This is a genomic window from Curtobacterium aurantiacum (assembly GCF_018598555.1).
Classification (GTDB): Bacteria; Actinomycetota; Actinomycetes; order Actinomycetales; family Microbacteriaceae; genus Curtobacterium; species Curtobacterium aurantiacum.
This window is the reverse complement of the sequence record NZ_JAHEWN010000004.1, coordinates 15,172-38,359: the sequence shown is the minus strand read 5'-3', so window position 1 is coordinate 38,359 and position 23,188 is coordinate 15,172. Positions and strand designations below refer to the sequence as shown.

The window sequence follows — 23,188 nt, the reverse complement described above, 5'->3', positions numbered from 1 at the left end:
GACTACCGCCCTCGGCGCTGGGCGGCGAACGCGTTGAGGATCTCGCCCTGGATGCCGAACATCTCGGCCTTCTCGTCGGGCTCGGCGTGGTCGAAGCCGAGCAGGTGCAGGATGCCGTGGCAGGTGAGCAGCAGCATCTCGTCGGTGCTCGAGTGCCCGGCGGTCTTCGCCTGCTCTTCGGCCACCTGCGGGCAGAGCACGATGTCGCCGAGCAGTCCGGCCGGGGTCGGGTCGTCTTCGGTCCCCGGTCGGAGTTCGTCCATCGGGAAGCTCAGGACGTCGGTGGGACCGGGCTCGTCCATCCACCGCACGTGCAGCTGCTCCATCGCGCCCTCGTCCACCAGGACGATCGCGAGTTCCGCGTCGGCGTGGACGTGCATCGCGTCGAGGGCGAATGCGGCGAGTCGCTGGATCGCGGCCTCGTCCACCTCGACCCCGGACTCGTTGTTGAGCTCGATGCTCACCGGTTGCCTCCTCGGGCGTCGTTCTGGGGGTACGGGGGCCGTGCGCGGTCCTGCGGCGGACGTCCGCGTCGCTCGGCACGGTTGACGCCGTCGGGGTTGCCGACCGGAGCGGTGCCGCGGCCGCCGGGACGCTGCCCGGCCTGCTCGGCGAGGCGCTCCTCGTCGTAGACCGTGTAGGCGTCGACGATCCGGCCGACCAGGGTGTGGCGGACCACGTCCTCGCTGCCGAGGCGGGCGAAGTGGATGTCCTCCACCTCGTCGAGGATGCGGGTGACGAGTCGGAGCCCGGAGACGTTGCCCGGCAGGTCGACCTGGGTGATGTCGCCCGTGATGACCATCTTCGATCCGAACCCGAGACGGGTGAGGAACATCTTCATCTGCTCGGGCGTGGTGTTCTGCGCCTCGTCGAGCACGACGAACGAGTCGTTCAGGGTACGGCCACGCATGTACGCCAGCGGGGCGACCTCGACCGTGCCGGCGGCCAGGAGCTTCGGGACCAACTCCGGGTCCATCATCTCGTTGAGGGCGTCGTAGAGCGGACGCAGGTACGGGTCGATCTTGTCGGTGAGCGTGCCCGGCAGGAACCCGAGCCGCTCGCCGGCCTCGACCGCGGGGCGGGTGAGGATGATCCGGTTGACCTCGCGCCGCTGGAGTGCCTGGACGGCCTTCGCCATCGCCAGGTACGTCTTGCCGGTACCGGCCGGACCGATGCCGAACGTGATGGTGTTCTCGTCGATGGCGTCGACGTAGGCGCGCTGCCCGTCGGTCTTCGGGCGCACGGACTTGCCGCGGCTCGACACGATCGGGGTGCCGAAGGTGTCCGACGGCTTGCGGTCGTCGTCGAGGATGCGCGCCGACATGGGAATGTCGGCCTGGCCGATCTCCTGGCCGCGCCTGACCATGCCGACGAGTTCGTCGACGAGCGCCTTCGCGCGTGCGACGTCACGCTCCGGGCCGGTCAGGGTGACCTCGTTGCCGCGGACGACGACCCGGACGCCCGGGTACTGGCGCTCGACGGTCTTGAGGAGTCGGTCCTGGGGTCCGAGCAACTGCACCATGGCGATGCCGTCGACCTGGAGCGAGACGGAGACGGGCTGGTCGTCGGCGGCGGTGGGCTGTGCTGGTTCGTTATCCGGCAAGGGTGCCTTCCTGCAGTTCACCTGCGAGTACGTGCGCGTGCACGTGGAACACGGTCTGACCGGCGGCTTCGCCGGTGTTGAAGACGAGACGGAACTGACCGCCGGCGCGCTCGTCGGCGATGCGCTGCGCGGTGGCGACCACGTGGGCCAGGAGGTCGGGGTCACCCGCGGCGAGCTCCGCGACGTTCGCGTACTGCTCCGTCTTGGGGACGACGAGCACGTGGACGGGGGCCTTCGGCGCGATGTCCTCGATCGCGATCACACGATCGTCCTCGGCGACGATGGTCGCCGGGATCTCGCGCGCGATGATCCGGGAGAAGACGCTGGGCGTGCTGGTGCTCATGACTCCATCGTAGGACGCGCCCGACGGCGGGGTCCGGCTCACCAGCGACCCAGTCGCGCCTGCAGGACAGCGAGTGCGGCCGGGCCGGCCGTGGACGTCCGGAGCACGCTGTCGCCGAGTCGGACCCGCACGGCGCCCGCGGCCTCGAGGCGGTCGAGCTCCGCGCCGTCGATGCCGCCTTCGGGACCGACGACCAGGGCGATGTCGTCGGCGTCCGCCGGGGGCTCCCAGGTGGCGAGCCGCACGGTCGCCGTCGGGTCGAGCAGGACGACCGCCGTGCCCGCCCCGAGCGCCGACACGAGCTGCGCCGTGGTCACCAGCGGCGCGACGGTGGGCACCCGCGGCCGGATCGCCTGCTTCGCGGCCTCGTGCGCGATCGCGGTCCACCGGGCACGGCCCTTCTCGACCTTCGCGCCGTCCCACCGGGAGACACTGCGCGCTGCCGCCCAGGGCACGACCCGGTCGACGCCGATCTCGGTCGCCGCCTGCACCGCCATCTCGTCGCGCCCGCCCTTGGCCAGCGCCTGCACGAGGGTCAACGAGGGGCGCGGGGCGTCCTGGTGCTCGACCGCCTCGACCGCGAGCTCGAGCGCGTCCTTCGCGATCGCGGTGACCGCTCCGGACACCACGGTGCCGCGACCGTCCGCGATCCGCAGGACCTCGCCGACCCGGACGCGCGCGACCGAGACCGCGTGCCGCCCCTCTGCCCCGTCGAGCGACACCGGGTCGCCGACGGTCACGCCGTCGAGCGAGTCGACGAGGTAGAGCGACGCCATCAGTGGTTGAAGAACCGGTCGCGGAGCTTGCCGAACATGCCCTGCTGGAAGCGGGCGAGCTGCGGAGCGGTCGTCTTGTGCGCATTCGCGAGCTGCTCGACCAGTTGGCGTTCCTTGTGCGACAGCTTGGTCGGGGTGACGACCTGCACGCCGACCCGCAGGTCACCGCGGCCGTTCCCGCGCAGCTTCGTGATGCCGCGGTCCTTGATGACGAGGACGTCGGCGCTCTGCACACCGGGCCGGATCTCGAGCTCGACCGGACCGTCGAGGCCGTCGATCGTCGTGGTGGTCCCGAGGATCGCGTCGGTCATGCCGACCTCGAGCGTCGCGAGCAGGTCGTCGCCGTCACGGCTGAAGACGTCGTCGTGGCGCACGCGGATCTCGAGGTACAGGTCGCCCGACGGGCCGCCAGCCGGACCCACCTCGCCCTGGCCGGGCATCTGCAGGCGCAGACCGGAGTCGACACCGGCGGGGACGTCGACGGGCACGGTGCGACGGGCACGCACGCGGCCCTGGCCCTGGCAGGTCGGGCAGGGGCTCGGGATGACCGTGCCGTACCCGCGGCAGGTGCCGCACGGTGCGCTCGTCACGACGTTGCCGAGGAGCGAACGGACCTGGCGCTGGATGTGGCCGGACCCACCGCAGATGTCGCAGGTGCGGGGGCTGGTGCCCGGGGCGCAGCAGGAGCCGTGGCAGGTCTCGCAGAGCACGGCCGTGTCGACCTCGACGTCCTTGTGGGTGCCGAAGACGACCTCGTCGAGGTCGACCTCGATGCGGAGCAGGGCGTCCTGGCCGCGCTCGGCACGGCTGCGCGGGCCGGACCCGCGTCCGCCGCCCCCGCCACCACCGAAGAAGGCGTCGAAGATGTCGCTGAAGCCGCCGGCACCACCGCCGAAGGGGCTGTCGGCCTGCGGACCGGCGTCGTACCGGCGTCGCTGCTCGGGGTCGCTCAGCACGTCGTACGCGTGCGTCACGTCCTTGAAGCGCTCGGCGGCGTCGGGTGCCGGGTTCACGTCCGGGTGAAGCTCACGCGCCAGGCGGCGGTAGGCCTTCTTGATGTCGGCATCGGAGGCGTCTCGCTGGACGCCGAGGACGTCGTAGTGGTCTGCCACGTATCCCTCAGTCGGTTGGGTTCGGTCGGTTGGTCAATGTTCGCCCAGGAGTTTGGACAGGTACCGGGCGACGGCCCGGACGGCCGCCATGTTCGTGCCGTAGTCCATGCGGGTCGGTCCGAGGACGCCCAGACGGGCCACCTCGCCACCGGCCAGGTAGCCGCCGGCGACGATGCTCGTGGCGTCGAGCCCGTACTCGGCGTTCTCGACGCCGATGCTGGCCGCCACCGCGATGTCGTCCACCTGCATCTCCCCGAACAACCGGAGCAGGGTGACTTGTTCCTCGATCGCCTCGAGCACGGGGAAGAGGCCGCCGGAGAAGTCCTGTTCGCTCTTCGCCAGGTTGGCTGCTCCGGCCATCAGCAGGCGGTCCTGCCGGTTCGCAGCGACCTGCTCGATGAGCGTGGCGACGACGACCCCACCGAGCGTCTGGGCGTCGGGGCGGAGCTGCTGCGGCACCGCGCGGAGCGCGGTCGGGACGTCCTGCAGCAGGAGTCCGACCGTCGCACCGTTCACCACGGTGCGGAGTTCGCCGAGGGATCCTTCGTCGAGCGGGACGTCGGTCTCGACCACGCGCTGCTCGACCCGGGCGGTGTCGGTGATGAGCACCACCATCAGCCGGGAGTCACCGAGCCGGACGAGCTCGACGTGCTGCACCCGGGCGCGCACCAACGACGGGTACTGCACCAGGGCGACCTGGTTGGTGAGCTGACTGAGTAGCCGGACGGTGCGCCCGAGGACCTCGTCGAGGTCGTTCGGGGCGCCGAGGAAGGTCTCGATGGCGTGCCGCTGGGCGCTGGAGAGCGGACGGGCACCGGCGAGGTGGTCGACGAAGACGCGGTAGCCCTTGTCCGTCGGCACCCGGCCCGAGGAGGTGTGCGGGGCGGCGATGAGCTGCTCGTCCTCGAGCAGGGCCATGTCGTTGCGGATCGTGGCGGCGCTGACCCCGAAGGCGTGCCGCTCGACGATGGTCTTCGACCCGACGGGTTCGCGCGACGCCACGTAGTCGCGCACGATTGCCTTGAGGACCTCGAGGCTGCGTTCACTGACCACGAGCGCCTCCTTCCCGATCGACCTGGCACTCGGACGTGTCGACTGCTGATCCTACGCCCGACCGCTGACGGCCCGGGACTTCCGGGCGGTCGGCCGATACGCTTCCGCCATGACCTACGGACAGCAGCCCGGTGGCCCCTCCGACCAGCAGCCCGGCGGGCCCCAGCAGCCCGGCGGGCCCCAGCAGCCCGGCGGCCCCTACGGCCACGGCCCCGGTGGCCCGCAGCAGCCCGGCGGGCCCCAGTACCCCGGCGGACCGCAGTACCCCGCCGGCTACACCCCGCCCCAGCCGATGAGCCCCGAGGACCAGCGACTGTGGGCCACGCTGACCCACATCGGTGGCATCTTCTTCAACTTCATCGCGCCGCTGGTGGCCTACCTGGTCCTCCGCGACCGCGGCGGCTTCGTCCGCGAGCACACCCGGGTCGCGCTGAACTTCCACATCACGATGGCCATCGCCTACGTCGTGGGGTCGCTGACGTCGGTGTTCGGCGTCGGGTTCCTGATCATCTTCGCCGCAGCCGTCGTGTCGCTGATCTTCGGCATCATGGCCGCGATCGCCGCCAACCAGGGCCAGTTCTACCGCTACCCGCTCACGATCGAGTTCATCAAGCAGTAAGCGGTGACGAGCCCGACGCCGCTCAGTCGAGCAGCTCCCGCACCACCGCGTCGGCGAGCAGGCGACCCTGCAGGGTCAGGTCGATCCGTCCCCGCACCGCGGCCGACCCGTCCACGAGTCCGCGTGCGATGAGGCCGGCGACCCGGCCCCGGGCCTCCTGGCGGATCTCGCTCGTCGCGAGCTCCCCGCGGACCCGCGCCGCGAGCAGCAGCCGCTCGACGTACCGCGTCTCGTCGTCGATGGTCTCGCGGCCGGCGGCCGGCGAATCCCCCGACAGCACCCGGTTCGCGTAGGCGGCCGGATGCTTGACGTTCCACCACCGGGTGCCGGCGACGGCGGAGTGGGCGCCGGGCCCGACGCCCCACCAGTCGTGGCCCTTCCAGTAGGACAGGTTGTGCCGGCTCGCGTGCTGCGCGGTGCCGCCGTCCGCGTCGACCCGGGCCCAGTTCGACACCTCGTACCAGGAGTACCCGGCGTCTCCGAGTACCTGGTCGGCGAGCTCGTACATGTCCGCTGCCAGGTCGTCGTCGGGGGCGGGGAGCTCACCGCGGGCGACCATGCGGCCCATCGCGGTGCCGTCCTCGACGATGAGCGAGTACGCCGACACGTGGTCGGGCTCGCAGGCGATCGCGGCGTCGAGCGAGGTGCGCCAGTCGGCGAGCGATTCCCCCGGCGTCGAGTAGATGAGGTCGAGCGAGACGTCGAGGCCCTGCTGCTTCGCCAGGTCGACGACGACGGGGACCCGGAGCGGGTCGTGGGTGCGGTCGAGCGTGGCGAGCACGTGCGGCACGGCCGACTGCATGCCGTAGCTGATCCGGTTGAACCCGCCCTCGCGCAGGGTCTCGAGCGACGCGGCGTCGACGGAGTCGGGGTTCGCCTCGGTCGTGACCTCGGCCCCGGGCAGGATCCCCCACGTGTCGTCGATGGCCCGCAGGATCATCGCCAGGTCGGACGCCGGCAGCATGGTCGGGGTGCCGCCGCCGAAGAAGACCGTCGACACCGGCCGGCGCGGGACGCCGGAGCGGTCGAGCACGGACGCGGCCCACTCGATCTCGCGCACGGCGTGACCGGCGTAGTCGTCGCGACGGACGCCACGGAGCTCGGACGCCGTGTAGGTGTTGAAGTCGCAGTACCCGCAGCGCACCCGGCAGAACGGCACGTGCACGTAGACGCCGAAGGGCACGTCACCGGCGACGGGCGCGCCACCGGGGCCCGCTGCCGCCCACGGGGTGATCAGTCCGTCCGCTGGTGCTGGATCGGCGATCGGGAGAGCACTCGGCATGGACTCCATTCTCCGTCATGATGGAGCCATGGAGCACCATCCTGTCGCCACCACGGTCCTGTGGGACATCGACGGCACCCTCGTGATGAACGCGTCGTCCCCGGGCAACCTGTACCACCTCGCCCTCGAGCGGGCGGTGGGCCGCGACCTCACCCTGCGGGTCGGGCACCAGCACGGCCGGACCGACGCCGGGCTCATCGCCGAGCACGTGCGCGCCCACGCCTTCGAGGACACCCTCATCCCCACGGTCAGCCGGCACCTGCACGACCTGACCGCCGAACGGCACGCCTCCGGCGACCACCGGAGCCCCGTCCCCGGAGCCAAGGCGCTCCTGACCCGGTTCGCCGGACTCGGCTGGCGGAACGGCCTGCTCACCGGCAACTCCGAGTACCGGGCCCGCGTCAAGCTCACCGGTGCCGGGTTCGACGCCGACGTCTTCGACTGGGAGCACTCGTACTTCGGCGACACCGAGGTGGACCGTGCCGGGGTCACCCGGCGTGCCGCGGCCGAGCTCGCCGGCACCCGCGCGGTGATCGTCGGTGACACCCCGCGGGACGGCGAGGCAGCCGACGCGGCCGGCATCCCCTTCTTGGCGGTGGCGACGGGCGTCTACGACGTCGACGCGCTCCGGCACACGAACGCGGTCACGGTCGCGCGGGACTGCCAGCAGGACGCCGCCCTCATCGAGGATGCGATCGCCGCTCTCCCGCCGCTCCGCTGACGAGCGAGTGGGCGCGACCGCTGACGACTAGTCGCCCCGCAGCGCCGCCAGGTACTTCTCCGCCATCACCTTCTGCTGCCGACGCACGAACGGCGCAACGAAGCGCCACTTCCGGCTCGCCGGCTGCGAGAACTGCCGGATCTGCAGCCACACCGAGCCGTCCGCGGTGCGCTCGACGACGAACGACTCCTCGCCGGAGAGCGGGTGCCCCTCGAGCGTGCCGTAGGCGAACCCCTTGCGGTCGTGCTCGTCGATGATCGACACGACGCGGACCGGTGCTTGCACGGTCTGCCCGAACGCGTGGATCGTCAGCGTCGCGCTCGTCCCCGCGGTGACCAGCGGGGTGCCGTCGGGTGCGAACTTCTCGACCCGGGGTGTCCCGATGGAGGCCGGCGCGATCGGCACCCCGTCGTCGTCGAAGGTCACGGGGTTGTACCGGACCTCGTCGTCGTCGGGCTGCTCCTCGACGCGTACGCGGACGCCGCTGCGTTCCTGGATCTGCCACGTCAGCGCCTGCACCACGGCGGTCTCGAACCGCTGGTCGCCGTGCCCGATCCGCGCCCGTGACTCGGTCGGCGTGAAGCCGTCCGGCGGGTAGGTCATGAGGTCCGACGCCTGGGTCGCCCCCACCGCGCCGTACGTCAGGGCGGTCCGGTAGCTCCCGCGGATGCTCATGCCGCCATGCTACTTGGGCGGGCCGCTCGGGATCGAACCGATCCGCGCTCACCTCCGGTGGGTCGGCCCGGCGGCCGTGCACCCCGAACTGGAGGCCCGACAACCGTCCGCCCCGCGGCTATCGTCAGCAGGTGCTCTCCCCCACCCCCGCCCGCCCGCGGTCCGTCGACCGCCGGACCGCCGCCCTCGCCGTGCTCACGCTCGTCGCGTTCGGCGTGGCGGCGACCGCCCGGGTGCTGGTGGACGTGACGACCTCGGCCGCGGCGTCACCCGCTCGGTACGCCGCCGTCGCGCTCGCCCCGGAGGCGTGGAACGGCTTCGACACCGCGAACGTCATCGCCGCCGTCGGGGCGAGCTGCGCCGGCGCCGGGGTGCTGCTGTTCGGCGCAGCCCTGGTGTCCGCGGTTCGTCGGAACCGTGGCCGTCGGCTGCCGCTCGCCCTCGCGGTCGTGACCCTCGCGATGGTGGTGGGCGCCGTGGTCTCCGGCGTGGCTTCGGGCGAGCAGACCGACTTCGACGCGGCCGCGCACTGGGCCATCCTGCGGACCGCACTGGCGGGACTGGCCGCGGCGAGCCTCCCGGCCCTCTGCCTGGCCGCCCTGCGGGCTCGCGCCCGCCGCACCGGCTGACCGCGCACCGGGCTTTCGCGCTCACCGACACGTCACGGCGGCCACAGCGCGTGGGCTGTCGCTCAGCGCGAAACGCGCCGGGCGTCGCGCTGAGCGCCCGGCGCTACTTCTTCTTCTCTTCGACGTCGCCGGAGAGCGCCGCGATGAAGGCTTCCTGCGGGACCTCGACCCGTCCGATGGTCTTCATGCGCTTCTTGCCCTCCTTCTGCTTCTCGAGGAGCTTGCGCTTGCGGGTGATGTCACCGCCGTAGCACTTCGCCAGGACGTCCTTGCGCATCGCGCGGATGCTCTCGCGAGCGATGATGCGGGCACCGATGGCGGCTTGGATCGGCACCTCGAACTGCTGACGCGGGATGAGCTTGCGCAGGCGCTCGGTCATGAGCGTGCCGTAGGCGTACGCCTTGTCGCGGTGCACGATCGCGCTGAAGGCGTCGACCTGGTCGCCCTGCAGCAGGATGTCGACCTTCACGAGGTCGGCGGCCTGGTCGCCGGTGGGCTCGTAGTCGAGCGACGCGTAGCCCTGGGTCTTGCTCTTCAGCTGGTCGAAGAAGTCGAAGACGATCTCGCCGAGGGGCATCTCGTAGCGGATCTCGACGCGGTCCTCGCCGAGGTACTCCATGCCGAGCAGGGAGCCGCGGCGCTGCTGGCAGAGCTCCATGATCGCGCCGACGTAGTCCTTCGGGGCCAGGATCGCGGCGCGGACCATCGGCTCGCGGACCTCGACGATGCGCCCGGTCGGGAACTCCGAGGGGTTCGTGACCTCAGTCACGGAGTTGTCCTCGGTCGTGACCTCGTAGATCACGCTCGGGGCCGTGGTGATGAGGTCGAGGCCGAACTCGCGGGACAGCCGCTCGGTGATGATCTCGAGGTGCAGCAGCCCGAGGAACCCGCAGCGGAACCCGAAGCCGAGCGCGACCGAGGTCTCCGGCTCGTAGACCAGCGCGGCGTCGGAGAGCTTGAGCTTGTCGAGCGCTTCGCGGAGCACCGGGTAGTCGCTGCCGTCGATCGGGTAGAGGCCCGAGAACACCATCGGCTTCGGGTCGGTGTAGCCGGGCAGCGCCTGGGTCGCTGGCTTCTGCGCGCTCGTGACGGTGTCGCCGACCTTGGACTGGCGGACGTCCTTCACGCCGGTGATCAGGTAACCGACCTCACCGACCGACAGACCCCTCGTGGGCTTGGGCTCCGGGCTCGAGACACCGATCTCGAGGATCTCGTGCGTCGACTTGGTCGACATCATCTGCACCTTCTCGCGGGGCGAGATGGTGCCGTCGATCATGCGGACGTAGGTGACGACGCCGCGGTAGCTGTCGTAGACCGAGTCGAAGATCATCGCGCGGGGCGCTGCCTCGGCGTCGCCGACGGGTGCGGGCACACGACGGACGACCAGGTCGAGGAGCTCGGGCACGCCGACGCCGGTCTTGCCGGAGACCCGGAGGACGTCCTCGGGCTTGCCGCCGATCAGCTGTGCGAGCTCGGCGGCGTACTTGTCCGGATCCGCCGCCGGGAGGTCGATCTTGTTGAGGACCGGGATGATCTCGAGGTCGTTCTCGAGCGCCAGGTACAGGTTCGCGAGCGTCTGCGCCTCGATGCCCTGGGCGGCGTCGACGAGCAGGATCGCTCCCTCGCACGCGGCCAGGGAACGCGAGACCTCGTACGAGAAGTCGACGTGCCCGGGAGTGTCGATCATGTTCAGCGCGAAGGTCTCGCCGTCGAGTTCCCACGGCATGCGCACGGCCTGCGACTTGATCGTGATGCCGCGCTCGCGCTCGATGTCCATGCGGTCGAGGTACTGCGCACGCATCGCGCGGTCCTCGACGATGCCGGTGATCGACAGCATGCGGTCGGCCAGCGTCGACTTGCCGTGGTCGATGTGCGCGATGATGCAGAAGTTGCGGATCGCGTCGGCCGGGGTCGCTGCGGGCTCCAGCGGAGCGGATGCTTGTGGGCTCACGGTTCCTCAGGTGGGTCGGACGGTCGCAACAGTCTCCCACGCTTCACCCGCCCTGGCGGCACGGCTCGCGTCGACCCCGCACGGTGCGAGGTCGGCGGGTCCGTGCGCAGTTGACCGCCCGGTGCCCGGATGCAGCGCGGCACGGGGCGAGCATCCTCGCACCAGGTGGAGGACTGCGCACCGTGCGCTGTCTTGCGGACCAGCACCGGGCCTCCTGGCCGTGCCGATCGCGCGTCAGACGGTCGCGTGCGCCGGAGCCGGCAGGGCGCCGAGGCCGCGCCGGAGGTCGTCCGGGGTGGCTGCGAGGCAGACGCGGATCCACCCCTCGCCGGTGCGTCCGAAGGCGCTGCCCGGCGCGACGGCGACCCGCTCGCGCTGCAGGAACCCGAGCGCCCACTCGGCGATGTCCCCGTCGGAGGCGTGCGACATGTCGATCCACAGGTAGAACGCCCCTCGTGGGTCGAGGTACCGGATGCCGGCGGCGTCGAGCGCCTCCCTCGCGACCTCGAGGTTCGCGCGGTAGTGCTCCCGGGCGTCACGCACCGCGGAGTGGTCCCCCACGATCGCCGCGAGGGCCGCGTACTGGTCGGGTTCCGCGACGCAGCTGATCATCGCCTCCTGCGTGGTCCGCATCGTCGCGCCGAGCCCCTTCGGGGTGACGAGGTAGCCGACCCGGACGCCGGTCATGGCGTACGTCTTGCTCAGTGAGAACGCCGAGAACACGCGGTCGTCCTCGTCGAGCGCCGCCAGGCTCACGTGCCGGGTGCCGTAGGTGAAGTACTCGTAGACCTCGTCGCTGATCACCCAGAGGTCGTGCCGCTTCGCGAAGGCCAGGAGGGCGCGCAGGGTCTCCTCGCCGAAGACCGAGCCGAGCGGGTTCGACGGCGAGTTGACGATCAGCACCCGGGTGCGTTCGGTGACGCTCGCCTCGAGGGCTTCCAGGTCGGGCTCGAACCCGTGCTGCGGCTCCAGCCGGTACGGCACCGGGGTGGCGCCGATGATGTGGGCGTTCATCGTGAAGGTCGTGTAGCCGGGGTCCGGCACGAGCACCTCGTCGCCCGGGCTCAGCGTCAGCGTCATCGCCTGGAACAGCGCCTGTGTCGCGCCGATCGTCATCCAGATCTGCTCGAGGTCGGCCTCGATCCGGTTCTCGCGGCGGAGCTTGTCGCGGACGGCCTCCCGGAGGGGCCCGATGCCGCCGTTCGGGGTGTACCCGGTGCGGTCCTCGGTCCAGGCACGACGTGCCGCCTCGCCGATGTGCGGCGCCACCGGGACGTCCGGCTCGCCGATCACGAGCATCGTGACGTCGGTGCCGCTCGCGTGCAGCAGCGCCGCTTGCTCGAAGACCCTCCGGATGCCGGAGGCGGGCACGGTGTCGATGCGCGGTGCGAGGGATGGCATGTCCGTCACGGTATCCGGTGCGTGTTGCCGCGGGGTTTCGCCGCGGTCGACCGCGGGCTTCCGCCGATCCGGCGGTGTTTCGTGCTTTGGTGGCAGCCCGCTTGCCTGGTAGTGTTGGTGGCTGGCTTCCGCGTTCCCCGCCCACGGGTGGAACGCGATGCGACCAAGGGCCCCTCTACCCTGCGGTCGCGCCCACCCGTACGAGACGAGCAGGAGCAATTCATGGCGAACATCAAGTCGCAGATCAAGCGCATCAAGACCAACCTCAAGGCAACCGAGCGCAACAAGGCCTACAAGTCGGAGCTCAAGACGCACATCCGTCGTGCCAACGACGCCGTCGCCGCCGGTGACAAGGACAAGGCCGTTGCCGCCCTGGCCCTCGCGTCGAAGAAGCTCGACAAGGCCGTGAGCAAGGGTGTCATCCACAAGAACCAGGCCGCGAACCGCAAGTCGGCCATCGCGAAGAAGGTCTCGTCGCTCTGACGTCCTGACCCTTCTGGTCCGAAGGCCCCGCACCGTTGGTGCGGGGCCTTCGTCGTGCGCGGGGCGCTGCGCGCGTGGTGGTGTGCGCGGGGGTGCGTGCGCGCGTTGGGTTCGCGCGTTGGGTTCGTTTCGTGAGCAGGAACGGTCGGGTCGCGAGGGCGCACCCGACCGTTTCTGCTCACGAAGTGCCGGCCGACAGGCGCGGGACGGCCGGGAGGCCCGACTCGCCTCAGCGGGGCTCGCCGCGTCGGGCGATGGTGCGGACCATGACCTCGAGCGCGTAGTGCGCGTCGCGCGAGCCACCCTTCACCGCGGTGTCCGCCTCGGCGATGCTGATGATCGCGTTGGCCAACCCGGACTCGCTCCACCCGGCGACGTCACGCTGCGCGCGCTGCACCTGCCAGGGCGCCATGCCGAGAGCCGAGGCCGCCTGACCGCTCGGGCCCCGGAAGGCACTGACCTTCGCCATCGTGCGGATCTTGCTCGCGAACGCGGCGACGATCGGCACGGGTGCCTCGCCGGTGGCCAGGGCGTGCCGGAGCTCCACGATCGCCGGTGCGGACCGGCCCGCGAGGGCGATGTCGGCGACCTTGAACGCGTTCGTCTCGACCCGCCCGCCGTAGTACTTGTCGACGACCTTGTCGGTGATCTCGTCGGCCTCGTCCGCCAGGAGCTGCCGGCACGCGGCTGCGAGCTCGGCGAGGTCGTCGGCGAAGGCCGTGACCAGCGTGCGCACGGCCGACGGCGCGATGCGGCGTCGTGCGGCGCGGAACTCGGCGTTCACGAAGTCGATGCGGTCGGTCTCGCGCTTGAGCTCGTCGCACAGCACCTCGACCCCGCCGCCGACACCGCTGCGGATCGTGTCGAGCAGCTTCTTGCCGCGCACGCCGCCGCCGTGCCGGAGCACCAGGGTGACGTCGTCGGCAGGTGCCTGCAGGTACGAGATCGTCTCCGTGATGAAGGCGTCGGTGCACTTCTCGACGTTCGTGACCTGCACGAGCCGCGGTTCGCCGAACAGCGACGGGCTGGCGAGGGTGGAGAGCAGGCCGGGGGCGTACTGGTCGGCTTCGAGGTCGTGCACCTCGAGCGCGGGGTCCTCGCCCTGCAGCAGGTCCTTCAGCACACCGCGGGCGCGGTCGGCGAGGAACGCTTCGGGCCCGGTGATGAGCACGACGGGCGCCGGACGGATCCCCGACCAGGGCACCTGGTCGATCTTCGCTGCGGCGCGCGCGGGCTTCTTGGCGGCCATTTGGTCCTTCCGGTGGTGCCGGCCCGGACGGTGCCGGGTCGAGTGGTGCACCGACGATCCTACGGGCGGCCGCCGACGGCGGGTGCTCCGTCCACACCCGCACCGCATCGGTACCGGAGCGGGCGAGCACCACCGTGCCGCGTTCGTCGGTGCGGAGCGGAACCGTGCCCGCGGCCTCGAGCATGCCGAGCGCGGACGCGGTCGGGTGCCCGTAGGTGTTGTCCGCGCCGACCCCGATGAGCCCGACTCGCGCGGTGAGCCCCCGGTAGAGCTCGGGGTCCTGGTCCGCCGAGCCGTGGTGCGCCACCTTCACGACGTCGATCGGCCCCGCCGGCAGCGCGCCGGAGATCCGCAGCCGGCGCTGCGACGACTCCCCCAGGTCACCGAGGAAGACCCCGGTCAGGCACGTGGCGCAGGGCTCCCCGTCCGCTGGCCCCGTGACCAGCACGATGCTCGCGTCGTTGCCGGAGTCGCGGTCGCCGGCCCGGGGCCACACCACGCGCCACCCGAGCGGCCCGAGGCTGCCGGAGACCCGGTCGTCCGCCGCACGGACGTCGACACCGGCACCCCGCAGGTCGTCGACGACCCGGCCGTCCGATGCCCGGCCGACGGGACCGACCAGGGCGGTCTCGACCATGCCGGACACCGCCCCCGCCGCCCCGACGTGGTCGCGGTCGAAGTGCGTGAGGACGAGCACGTCGATCCGGGTGATCCCGAGCAGGTCCAGGCACGCGCGGAGTCGTCCCTCGTCGTCGCCGGTGTCCACGAGCGCCACGGCGTCGCCGCCCCGGAGCAGCACGGCGTCCCCCTGGCCGACGTCGCACGCCGCGATCGACCAGTCGCCCGGGACCGACCCCCGGACCACGAGCACCGGCACGGTCACCGCCGCGACGCCGACCACGACGCTCACCCCGGCGGCGAGCAGCAACCGGGAGCCGATCCGCCCCCGGACCAGCACCGCCGTCGCGATGCAGCCGCACACCAGCGCGGCGGCCGCGACACCCGGCGCCCCGGCCGGCCAAGATGCCGAGGCGTACGGCAGGGCCGCCGCCGCGTGGGCGATGCCCCCGACGGCAGCGGCGGGTACCCACGCGACGGCAGCGAGCACCTGCGCGCCCGCTGGCCACAGCGGCGCGAGGACGCACGCCGCGAGCCCGATCACGGTGACGACCGGTGCGAACGGTTCCGCGAGCAGGTTCGCCGGCACCGCGTAGGTCGGGAGCGCCGCCGACAACGGGATCGTCACGGGCCAGCACGCCACCTGTGCCGCGACGGGGATCGCCAGCGCAGCGGCCACCGGCGTCCACAGTCGGCGGGCCAGCAACTCGGTGAGCGGTGGGCCGAGCACCACGATCCCGCTGGTGGCGAGCACGGAGAGGGCGAACGCGAACGACCGCGAGAACCAGGGGTCCACCACGAGCATGCCGATCGCCGCGAGGGCGATGAGCGGGACGCCACGGACCGGTCGACCGGCGAGGTGCACGACGAGCACCACGATCGCCATCACCGCCGCGCGGACGATCGAGGGGTCGGGCCGCACCAGGACGACGAACACCAGGAGCACCACGACGGCCACCGCGGCCCGGAGCCCCCGCGGCAGACCGCAGGCGCGGCCGAGGACGACCACCAGCCCCACCACCACCGCGCAGTTCGCCCCGGAGACCGCCGTCAGGTGTGTCAGCGCCGCGGTCTCCATCGCCGCCTCGGTCCCCGGGTCGAGGCCGGAGCGGTCGCCGATCGCCAACCCCCGCAGCAGTGCCGCGCCGGGCTGCGGCAGGTCGGCCGTGGCCCGGACGAACGCCTGTCGCGCGGTGTCGGTGGCGGCGAGCAGCCCGTCGGGAGGCTCCGACGACGGCGTTCCCCGCAGGAACGCCACGAACGCGGTCGCCGATCCGGGTTCGTCCGGCTGCACGGCGGCGGTCCCGGTGACCCGAGCCCCTGCCGCCAGCACGTCGTCGGGCGCGTCACCGTGCAGGTCGGGGACGAGCCGGACGGGCGCACGGAGACCGTCGAGTCCGTCGGCACGCACGAGCGTCGCGGGGACGGAGCTGTCCCCCGGCACGAGGTCGCGGGACAACACCGCCTCGATGTCGACCCGCCCGGCACCCGGGCCGTCGACGAGGGCGCGCAGCGGCTCCGGAGCCCGTCGGGACTCCCCCACGGTGGCCGACACCGCGAGCAGCGTGGTCAGCGCCCCGGCGACGAGCACCAGCCCGGCGACGACCGGCACGACCCCGGCGCCCTGTCGCCACCGGAGCACGGTGCCGCTCACGCTGGTCAGGAGCGCCGCGACCCCACCGACCACGAGTGCCACGTCCGGCGCTCCGACGAGCAGGGCGGTCAGGATCCAGGCGGCGGCCACCGGCACCGCGACCCGCAGGTCGATCGCACTCGGAGCGAGCTGCACGCGCGGCTCTCAGACCCGCACGCGATCGCGGAGTTCGGCGAACCGGAGGTCTCCGATGCCGCTGACGTCGAGCAGGTCCTCGATCGAGGTGAAGCGGCCGTGCTCGTCACGCCAGGCGATGATCCGTCCGGCCAGCCCCGGGCCGATACCGGGCAGGGTCTCGAGCGCCGTCAGGTCGGCGGTGTTCAGGTCGACGACGGCAGCATCGGCCCCGCTCGCGGCACCCCCGGCACCAGCACCGTTCGCCGGCGACCCCGTGGTGTCACCGCCGGTCACCGGCCCGAGCGGGTCGGGCACCTCCTGTTGCCCGACCCGCGGCACGTACAGACGTTCACCGTCCGTCAGCACTCGGGCCAGGTTCATCCGATCGAGGTCGGCATCGTCGGTCGCCCCACCGGCTCGGTCGATCGCGTCCCCGACGCGACTCGTCGCCGGCAGCTCGACCACACCGTCGCGCCGCACGGCCCCGAGCACGTGCACGAGGACACGACCGGCATCGGGGGCGGACGACGCGGCAGGACCCGCATCGGCACCGGCAGCGCCCCCTGAGGGCGGCGACGACGGAGCGCCCGACACCCCACCCGCCTCGGCTGTCGGCGCCCCACGCACGACAGCCCCGCCGGATCCCAGGGTCCCTTCGTCCCCACGCGGTGCCAGTGCCCCGACGAGGACCACGACGACGGCGACCACCACCACGACCGCCGCCAGGACCACGGCGGCCCGCGGTGACAGCACCAGGCGGGAACACCACGGCCCGGGAGACGACGGCGATGACATGCCCCGAACGCTACGGAGCCCGGCCGATCGGCCGGGCTCCGGAGGGCACACCCGTGGACGGGCGCCGCGCACGCCCCTGCTGTGGAGGGACGACGACAGGGACGGCGGGCGCTACCCCTTGATGGCGATGTTCACGAGCTTCGGGGCCCGGACGATCACCTTCACGATCTCGCGGTCACCGATGTACCGCTGCACGTTCGCCGAGGAGCGAGCGAGCTGTTCGAGCTCGTCCGCCTCGATCGACTTCGACACCTCGAACGAGTCACGCACCTTGCCGTTGACCTGCACCACGGCCGTCAGGGTCTCCTGCACGAGCAGCGTCGGGTCGGCCTTCCGCCAGCCGTACGTGGCGACGGTCGCGTCGTAGCCCAGCTTCTCCCACATCTCCTCGCCGGTGTACGGCGCGAAGACGCTCAGGCCGAGCGCGATGGTCTCGACGGCCTCACGGACGGCGGGGTCACCGGCGCCGGGGCCGCTGTCGATCGCCTTGCGGGTGACGTTGACCAGGTCCATCAGTCGCGCGATCACGACGTTGAACTTGAACGACTCCATCATCCCTGGGGCGTCGGCGAGGAACCGGTGCGTGACCTGGCGGAGTGCCCGGTCGCCGTCGGCCCACATGGCGTCGCGCGACGACGTGACGTCGAGCGACAGGCGGTACGCGCGCGCCAGGAACCGAGCCGAGGCGGACGGTGAGACGTCCTCCCAGTTGATGTCGTCCTCCGGCGGGCCGGCGAACCCCATCACCAGGCGGATGGCGTCGACGCCGTTCGCGTCGAGCTCGTCACCGAGCGAGACGCCGCCCTTCGACTTCGACATCTTCGAGCCGCCGGACAGCACCATGCCCTGGTTGAGCAGCGCCGAGAACGGCTCGGTGAAGTCGAGGTAGCCGAGGTCGAACAGGACCTTGGTGACGAAGCGGGCGTAGAGCAGGTGCAGGATCGCGTGCTCGATGCCGCCGATGTACTGGTCGACCGGGGCCCAACGGCGGGCGGCTGCGGGGTCGAAGGCCTGGGTGTCGTCGTTCGCCGACAGGAACCGCAGGAAGTACCACGACGAGTCGACGAAGGTGTCCATCGTGTCGGTGTCGCGGAGCGCCGGGGTGCCGTCGACGGGGTTCGGGACGTTCACCCAGTCGGTCGCGCCACCGAGCGGCGACGTGCCCTTCGGCTTGAGGTCGAGGCCCTCGGTGTCCGGCAGCACGATCGGCAGCTGGTCCTCGGGCACCGGGTGCTCGGTGCCGTCGGCGCCGTGGATGATCGGGATCGGGGTGCCCCAGAAGCGCTGGCGCGAGATGAGCCAGTCGCGCAGGCGGTAGGTCTTGGCGGCACGGCCGGTCCCGCGCTCCTCGAGCAGCGCGATCGCCGCGGTGATGGCGTGCTGCTTCGACATGCCGTCGAGCGGCCCGGAGTTGATCATCCGGCCCTGGCCGGTCAGCGCCTCGCCCGTGGCGACCGGGTCGAGGGTCGGCACGTCGAAGTCCTCGATCGTGGCGCCCTCGGGGATCACCGGGATCGACCCGGTGACGGCGGCGTTCGTGTCGACGACGACCTTGACGGGCAGGTCGAACGCCCGCGCGAAGTCGAGGTCGCGCTGGTCGTGCGCCGGCACGGCCATCACGGCGCCGTGGCCGTAGTCGGCGAGGACGTAGTCGGCGGCCCAGATGGGCAGGCGCTCCCCCGTCAGCGGGTGGATCGCGGAGCGGCCGAGCGGCACACCGGTCTTCGGCCGGTCGGCGTTCTGCCGGTCGATCTCGGAGGTCTTCTGGGTGGCGACCAGGTACGAATCGAACGCAGCACGGACGTCGTCCGGAGCCGACGAAACCAGCGATGCCGCCAGGTCGGAGTCCGGTGCCACCACCAGGAACGTCGCCCCGTGGATCGTGTCCGGGCGCGTGGTGAACACCGTGACGGGCTCGTCGCGGCCCTCGATCACGAAGTCGACGTCGGCGCCGACCGAGCGGCCGATCCAGTTGCGCTGCTGCGCGATGACCTTCGCCGGCCACCGCCCCTCGAGCTGGTTCAGGTCGTCGAGCAGCCGGTCGGCGTACTCGGTGATCTTGAAGTACCACTGCGTGAGCTTCTTCTTCACGACGACGGCGCCGGAGCGGTCCGAGGTGCCGTCGGGCAGGACCTGCTCGTTCGCGAGCACGGTCTGGTCCACCGGGTCCCAGTTGACCCAGCTGTCCTTGCGGTACGCCAGGCCCTTCTCGTACATCTTCAGGAACAGCCACTGGTTCCACTTGTAGTACTCGGGATCCGAGGTGTGGATCTCGGTGGTCCAGTCGAACGACGGCGCGTAGCGCTTGAAGGACGCCTTCTGCTGCTCGATGTTCGCGTACGTCCAGTCCTTCGGGTCCACCCCGCGCTTGATGGCAGCGTTCTCGGCCGGCAGTCCGAAGGAGTCCCAGCCGATCGGGTGCAGCACGTTGAAGCCCTGCTGGCGCCAGTAGCGCGCGACGAAGTCCCCGAGCGCCCAGTTCTCGGCGTGCCCCATGTGCAGGTCGCCGGACGGGTACGGGAACATCTCGAGGATGTACTTGCGCGGACGCGTGTCGTCGAGGTCGGTGGTGAAGAGCCCGAGCTCTTCCCAGCGGGGCTGCCACTTCTCCTGGATACGACGGAAGTCGTAGGCGTTCGGGTCCTCGGCGTGCTGCTCGGTGGTCACGGTCGTCAACGATACAAGCCGGGAGGCCCGTCCCGCGTCCGCCCGTCGGCTCACGGCACGAGCAGGCGTCCGTCCCGCATCCGCAGGGTGCGGTCGACCAGGTCCGGCGCCACCGGCACGTGCGACACGATCGCGACCGTCCGGCCCGCTGCGCGGGCCGTGGTGACGAGGTCGCGGAGCACGGTGTCGCCGAGGTCGGGGTCGACGTCGGCGGTCGGTTCGTCGAGCACCAGCACCGGGAACGCGTGCAGCAGCGCCCGGGCCAGCGCGAGGCGGTGCGCCTGCCCGCCGGACACGAGCACGCCGCGCTCCCCCACCGAGGCGTCGAGCCCGCCGCGCCGGACGACCCAGTCACCCAGCCCGACCCGGTCGAGCACGGCGAGCAGTTCCTCGTCGGTCGCGGTGTCGCGGGCGAAGAGCAGGTTCTGCCGCACCGACTGGTCGAACACGAACGGGTCCTGCTCGATCAGCCCGACCCGGGCCCGGACCGCGTCCGGGTGCATCGCCTTCGCCTCGACGCCGTCGAGCGTGTAGGAGCCCTCGTGCTCCACGAACCGCACGAGCGCGTCGACCAGGGTCGACTTGCCCGCGCCGCTCGGCCCCTCGAGCACGACGACCTCGCCGGGGGCGAGCGTGAACGAGACCCCGTCGACCGCGGGCTCGGCCGCCCCGGGCCAGCGGACCGTGAGGTCCTGCACGGCGAGCGTGACCGGGCCCTCGACCGCGAGCGACGCCGCATCGGCGTCGTCGTCGGGCTCGGGGACGATGCCCGCTGGCACCTCGGCCGGTACGACCTGCTCGACGCGTTCGGCAGCAGCACGCACGCGTCGGAGTGTCAGGACGGCGAGCGGGACGGTCCCGACGACCTCGAACAGCGCCAGCGGCACGAAGACCGTCAGCGCCCAGAGCGGGCCGTCCAGTGCGCCGGAGACCACGGCCGGGGCCCCGACGGCGAGGATCCCGATGACGGCACCGCCGCCGACCAGGCCCACGAGTGCCCCGACGAGCGACTCGACCGTGCCACGGCGCCGGACGGCCCGGGTCACGCCGGCGTCGAGCCGGGCGATGTGCGCGAGCCGCTCGTCGAGGGTGCCGTACGCGGCGAAGACGTCGAGCGTGCGGACCGTGTCGAGCACGAGGTCGGCGACGCGGCCCCGGTCGGCGGCGGTCTCGCGGTCCGAGCGGTCGGCGATCGCGCGGGTGACGATGGTGCCGACCAGGGCCGCGACCGCCAGCGCGAGGACCAGCACGACCGCCGCTGGCACCGACACGAGCGCCACCGCGACGACCGACAGCAGGGCGACGACGCCGGCGGACACGAGCGGCCCGACCACGCGGATCGGCAGGTCCTGCAGCCGGTCGGTGTCGGTGACGAGGCGCGTCATCAGGTCGCCTCGACCGGTCCGACCGAGGCCGGCGGGCGCGACGGACGCGAGCCGCCGGTACATCTCGGTCCGCACGACGGCGAGCTGCCGGAACGAGGCGTCGTGCCCGGCGAGCCGGTCGACGTACCGCAGCACGGCCCGCCCGAGGGCGAAGGCCCGCACCCCGACCATCACGAGCGTCAGGTAGAGGATCGGCGGGTGCTCGGCGGCACGGGTGATGAGGTAGCCGCTCGCGGCGAGGAGCGCGACGGCGCAGACGGCGCTGAGGGACCCGGCGGCCACCGCCTTCGCCCAACCCGGCCCGTGCGGCATGGCGAGCCGCAGGACGGACTGCCCACGGGCCTCCCGGCTCATGCGCGCACCCCCCTGCGGACCGTCACGGATCCGTCGGCGCCGACGTCCACGCGGACGTCGGCAGCGGCGACGACCGCCGGCCGGTGGCTGGCGACGACGACGACCGCGCCGTCGGCCGCGATGCCGCGCACGGCCCCGATGACGCACGCCTCGGCCTCGGCGTCCAGCGCGGACGTCGGCTCGTCGAGCAGGACCAGGGGCGTGCCGGCGCGCCGCGCCCGGTACAGCGCGCGTGCGACCGCGACGCGCTGCGCCTGGCCGCCGGACAGGCCGCTGCCGCCGGCGCCGACCGGGAGGCCCGGGTCGAGTCCCAGCCCCGCGTCCCGCAGCGCGGCACGCACGTCGGCGTCGTCGGGGGTCGCGCTGAGCGCGACGTTCTCGGCGATGGTCCCGCGCACGAGACGGGGACGCTGGTCGGCCCAGGTGGTGCGCTCGGCGACGGTCGCACCCGGGGCGCCGGGCACCGCCACGGTGCCGTCGTGCGGCAGGACGCCGCGGAGTGCGGCGATGATGCTCGACTTGCCGGACCCGCTCGGTCCGGCGAGCACGACGACGGCGCCGGCCTCGGCGTGCAGGTCGAACGGACCGATCTCGGCCTCCGGGCGGCGGACGATGAGCCCGCGGACGTCGAGGGCGGTGGCGGGTGCGGGTGCGGCCGCGGCGGGGTCTGCGTGGGTCCCGTTGTCGGTCCCACTGCCGCTGCTGCTGCCGGTCGCGGACGGGGATGCGATCTCGTCGTCGGCCAGGACGTCGAGTACCGCGGCCGAGGCCTCGACGCCGTCCTGGGCGGCGTGGAAGTCGGCTCCGACCTGGCGGATCGGGGCGAAGGCCTCCGGTGCGAGGACGAGCACGAACATCGCGGCCCCCAGACCGAGCGAGCCGTCGACCAGCCGGATGCCGATCGAGACGGCGACGAGCGCGACGGACAGGCTCGCCGCGAGCTCGAGCGCGAACCCGCTGACGAAGGACAACCGGAGCACCCCGATCGTGCCACGACGGTACTCGTCGGTGACCGCGCCGATGCGACCGACCTGGCGACGGGCCCGGCCGAAGACCTTGAGCGTGGCGAGCCCCTCGACCGCCTCGGTGAAGGCGCCGCCGAGCCGGGAGAGCGCGTCCGACTGCTTCCGCTGCAGCGCCTGCGTCGCCAGACCGATCAGGATCATGAAGACCGGGATCACCGGCAGGGCGAACAGGATGATCAGCCCGCTGGTCAGGTCGGCCAGGCCGATCGCGACCAGGAGCACGGGCGTCGCGATCGCCGTGAGCGCGAGCTGCGGCAGGTACCGGCCGAAGTAGGCGTCGAGCGCGTCGAGTCCGGGGCCGAGCGTCGTGGCGAACCCCGCGCTCGAGCGCCCGGCGAGCCACGACGGACCGCGCTCCGCGGCGCGGGCGAGCACCGTCGTGCGCATCTCGCTCTTCACCCTCGCCGCCGCACGGGCCGCCAGGTCGTCGGTGGCCCATGCGGCCAGGGCGCGGAGTGCGAACGCCCCGCCGAGCAGTGCGAGCGCCTGCCCGAACGCCGCCGGGACCGCGCCGTCACCGACGGCGTCGACCCCGAGGGTGACCGCCGCGGCGATCCCCCACGCGATCGCGATGGTCGCGACCGTGCGGAGGACCCCGGTGCCGGCGGCGGCGACGATGAAGCCGCGCGCCGTCCGGGACAGCCGCAGGAGTCGGGGGTCGAGGGGCTTCATCGGC

Annotated in this window: 19 protein-coding genes and 1 pseudogene; 4 read left to right on the top strand and 16 right to left on the bottom strand. The window is 72.3% G+C overall.

Annotated elements, in window-relative coordinates; genetic code table 11:
- Window positions 1-2: 2 nt before the first annotated feature.
- Genes ybeY through hrcA form a run of 6 tightly spaced genes read right to left on the bottom strand, consistent with a single transcriptional unit; the run spans window position 3 to window position 4,887 of the window.
- A complete protein-coding gene (ybeY, locus tag KK087_RS05180) occupies window positions 3-464 on the bottom strand; it encodes an rRNA maturation RNase YbeY (protein ID WP_214529811.1) in 462 nt (153 codons plus the stop codon).
- Window positions 461-1,603 carry a PhoH family protein gene (locus KK087_RS05175; RefSeq protein WP_214564428.1) on the bottom strand — a complete coding sequence of 381 codons (1,143 nt, stop codon included), beginning with the start codon at window positions 1,601-1,603 and terminating at the stop codon, window positions 461-463. The genes ybeY and KK087_RS05175 overlap by 4 nt, the downstream gene beginning before the upstream one ends.
- Complete coding sequence (locus KK087_RS05170) at window positions 1,593-1,946, bottom strand: histidine triad nucleotide-binding protein (protein ID WP_214529809.1); 354 nt, start codon at window positions 1,944-1,946, stop codon at window positions 1,593-1,595. The genes KK087_RS05175 and KK087_RS05170 overlap by 11 nt, the downstream gene beginning before the upstream one ends.
- Window positions 1,947-1,984: 38 nt before the next feature.
- Window positions 1,985-2,722, bottom strand: a complete 738-nt coding sequence (locus KK087_RS05165) for a 16S rRNA (uracil(1498)-N(3))-methyltransferase (RefSeq protein ID WP_214529808.1) — start codon at window positions 2,720-2,722, stop codon at window positions 1,985-1,987.
- Complete coding sequence (gene dnaJ / locus KK087_RS05160; protein ID WP_214564427.1) at window positions 2,722-3,834, bottom strand: molecular chaperone DnaJ; 1,113 nt, start codon at window positions 3,832-3,834, stop codon at window positions 2,722-2,724. Before dnaJ ends, KK087_RS05165 begins: the two co-directional genes overlap by 1 nt.
- Before the next feature lie 33 nt (window positions 3,835-3,867).
- Window positions 3,868-4,887 carry a heat-inducible transcriptional repressor HrcA gene (hrcA, locus tag KK087_RS05155; protein ID WP_214564426.1) on the bottom strand — a complete coding sequence of 340 codons (1,020 nt, stop codon included), beginning with the start codon at window positions 4,885-4,887 and terminating at the stop codon, window positions 3,868-3,870.
- 109 nt (window positions 4,888-4,996) lie between these two features.
- Between hrcA and KK087_RS17825 the strand changes: the two genes are divergently transcribed.
- Complete coding sequence (locus KK087_RS17825) at window positions 4,997-5,506, top strand: DUF4870 domain-containing protein (protein WP_307859992.1); 510 nt, start codon at window positions 4,997-4,999, stop codon at window positions 5,504-5,506.
- Between the two features lie 22 nt (window positions 5,507-5,528).
- On the opposite strand, the gene hemW is transcribed toward KK087_RS17825, so the two are convergent.
- Window positions 5,529-6,788 carry a radical SAM family heme chaperone HemW gene (hemW, locus tag KK087_RS05145; protein WP_214564425.1) on the bottom strand — a complete coding sequence of 420 codons (1,260 nt, stop codon included), beginning with the start codon at window positions 6,786-6,788 and terminating at the stop codon, window positions 5,529-5,531.
- A 28-nt stretch (window positions 6,789-6,816) separates the two neighbouring features.
- Between hemW and KK087_RS05140 the strand changes: the two genes are divergently transcribed.
- The gene (locus KK087_RS05140; protein ID WP_214544550.1) at window positions 6,817-7,509 is read left to right on the top strand and encodes an HAD family hydrolase; all 693 of its coding nucleotides are present in this window, start codon (window positions 6,817-6,819) and stop codon (window positions 7,507-7,509) included.
- Window positions 7,510-7,536: 27 nt separating this feature from the next.
- Here the strand turns inward: KK087_RS05140 and KK087_RS05135 are convergent, their stop codons facing one another.
- Window positions 7,537-8,184 (bottom strand): DUF1990 domain-containing protein, encoded by a 648-nt coding sequence (locus KK087_RS05135; protein ID WP_214529804.1) that lies wholly within the window; start codon window positions 8,182-8,184, stop codon window positions 7,537-7,539.
- A 131-nt stretch (window positions 8,185-8,315) separates the two neighbouring features.
- On the opposite strand from KK087_RS05135, the gene KK087_RS05130 reads away from it, so the two are divergent.
- Complete coding sequence (locus KK087_RS05130) at window positions 8,316-8,813, top strand: hypothetical protein (RefSeq protein WP_214564424.1); 498 nt, start codon at window positions 8,316-8,318, stop codon at window positions 8,811-8,813.
- Between the two features lie 103 nt (window positions 8,814-8,916).
- Here KK087_RS05130 and lepA read toward each other — a convergent pair whose 3' ends face one another.
- A complete protein-coding gene (lepA, locus tag KK087_RS05125; RefSeq protein WP_214564423.1) occupies window positions 8,917-10,764 on the bottom strand; it encodes a translation elongation factor 4 in 1,848 nt (615 codons plus the stop codon).
- 234 nt (window positions 10,765-10,998) lie between these two features.
- Window positions 10,999-12,165: a pyridoxal phosphate-dependent aminotransferase gene (locus tag KK087_RS05120; protein ID WP_214529801.1), complete on the bottom strand. Its 1,167-nt coding sequence runs from the start codon at window positions 12,163-12,165 to the stop codon at window positions 10,999-11,001.
- 222 nt (window positions 12,166-12,387) lie between these two features.
- On the opposite strand from KK087_RS05120, the gene rpsT reads away from it, so the two are divergent.
- Window positions 12,388-12,648: a 30S ribosomal protein S20 gene (gene rpsT, locus KK087_RS05115; RefSeq protein WP_017886662.1), complete on the top strand. Its 261-nt coding sequence runs from the start codon at window positions 12,388-12,390 to the stop codon at window positions 12,646-12,648.
- A 229-nt stretch (window positions 12,649-12,877) separates the two neighbouring features.
- Here rpsT and holA read toward each other — a convergent pair whose 3' ends face one another.
- The 6 genes and pseudogenes from holA to cydD all read right to left on the bottom strand — a co-directional run bounded on the left by holA (window position 12,878) and on the right by cydD (window position 23,184).
- Window positions 12,878-13,897, bottom strand: a complete 1,020-nt coding sequence (gene holA, locus KK087_RS05110; RefSeq protein WP_214529871.1) for a DNA polymerase III subunit delta — start codon at window positions 13,895-13,897, stop codon at window positions 12,878-12,880.
- Between the two features lie 700 nt (window positions 13,898-14,597).
- A pseudogene (locus KK087_RS18015) lies at window positions 14,598-15,593 on the bottom strand (ComEC/Rec2 family competence protein); the annotation flags it as partial.
- A 720-nt stretch (window positions 15,594-16,313) separates the two neighbouring features.
- A complete protein-coding gene (locus tag KK087_RS05100; protein WP_214564422.1) occupies window positions 16,314-17,081 on the bottom strand; it encodes a ComEA family DNA-binding protein in 768 nt (255 codons plus the stop codon).
- Window positions 17,082-17,192: 111 nt separating this feature from the next.
- On the bottom strand, window positions 17,193-19,748 hold the full coding sequence (leuS, locus tag KK087_RS05095; protein ID WP_214564421.1) for a leucine--tRNA ligase: 2,556 nt from the start codon (window positions 19,746-19,748) through the stop codon (window positions 17,193-17,195).
- A 50-nt stretch (window positions 19,749-19,798) separates the two neighbouring features.
- Window positions 19,799-21,487 (bottom strand): thiol reductant ABC exporter subunit CydC, encoded by a 1,689-nt coding sequence (gene cydC, locus KK087_RS05090; RefSeq protein WP_214564420.1) that lies wholly within the window; start codon window positions 21,485-21,487, stop codon window positions 19,799-19,801.
- Complete coding sequence (gene cydD / locus KK087_RS05085) at window positions 21,484-23,184, bottom strand: thiol reductant ABC exporter subunit CydD (protein WP_214564419.1); 1,701 nt, start codon at window positions 23,182-23,184, stop codon at window positions 21,484-21,486. Before cydD ends, cydC begins: the two co-directional genes overlap by 4 nt.
- Window positions 23,185-23,188: the final 4 nt, after the last annotated feature.

What these genes read in the sequence shown, in the direction of transcription:
- KK087_RS05140 (WP_214544550.1), top strand. Translation starts at nt 6,817, where the DNA reads ATGGAGCACCATCCTGTCGCCACCACGGTCCTGTGGGACATCGACGGC.
- KK087_RS05120 (WP_214529801.1), bottom strand. Translation starts at nt 12,165, where the DNA reads ATGCCATCCCTCGCACCGCGCATCGACACCGTGCCCGCCTCCGGCATC.
- hemW (WP_214564425.1), bottom strand. Translation starts at nt 6,788, where the DNA reads ATGCCGAGTGCTCTCCCGATCGCCGATCCAGCACCAGCGGACGGACTG.
- KK087_RS05165 (WP_214529808.1), bottom strand. Translation starts at nt 2,722, where the DNA reads ATGGCGTCGCTCTACCTCGTCGACTCGCTCGACGGCGTGACCGTCGGC.
- rpsT (WP_017886662.1), top strand. Translation starts at nt 12,388, where the DNA reads ATGGCGAACATCAAGTCGCAGATCAAGCGCATCAAGACCAACCTCAAG.
- KK087_RS05170 (WP_214529809.1), bottom strand. Translation starts at nt 1,946, where the DNA reads ATGAGCACCAGCACGCCCAGCGTCTTCTCCCGGATCATCGCGCGCGAG.
- holA (WP_214529871.1), bottom strand. Translation starts at nt 13,897, where the DNA reads ATGGCCGCCAAGAAGCCCGCGCGCGCCGCAGCGAAGATCGACCAGGTG.
- cydD (WP_214564419.1), bottom strand. Translation starts at nt 23,184, where the DNA reads ATGAAGCCCCTCGACCCCCGACTCCTGCGGCTGTCCCGGACGGCGCGC.
- KK087_RS17825 (WP_307859992.1), top strand. Translation starts at nt 4,997, where the DNA reads ATGACCTACGGACAGCAGCCCGGTGGCCCCTCCGACCAGCAGCCCGGC.
- KK087_RS05100 (WP_214564422.1), bottom strand. Translation starts at nt 17,081, where the DNA reads ATGTCATCGCCGTCGTCTCCCGGGCCGTGGTGTTCCCGCCTGGTGCTG.
- cydC (WP_214564420.1), bottom strand. Translation starts at nt 21,487, where the DNA reads ATGAGCCGGGAGGCCCGTGGGCAGTCCGTCCTGCGGCTCGCCATGCCG.
- KK087_RS05135 (WP_214529804.1), bottom strand. Translation starts at nt 8,184, where the DNA reads ATGAGCATCCGCGGGAGCTACCGGACCGCCCTGACGTACGGCGCGGTG.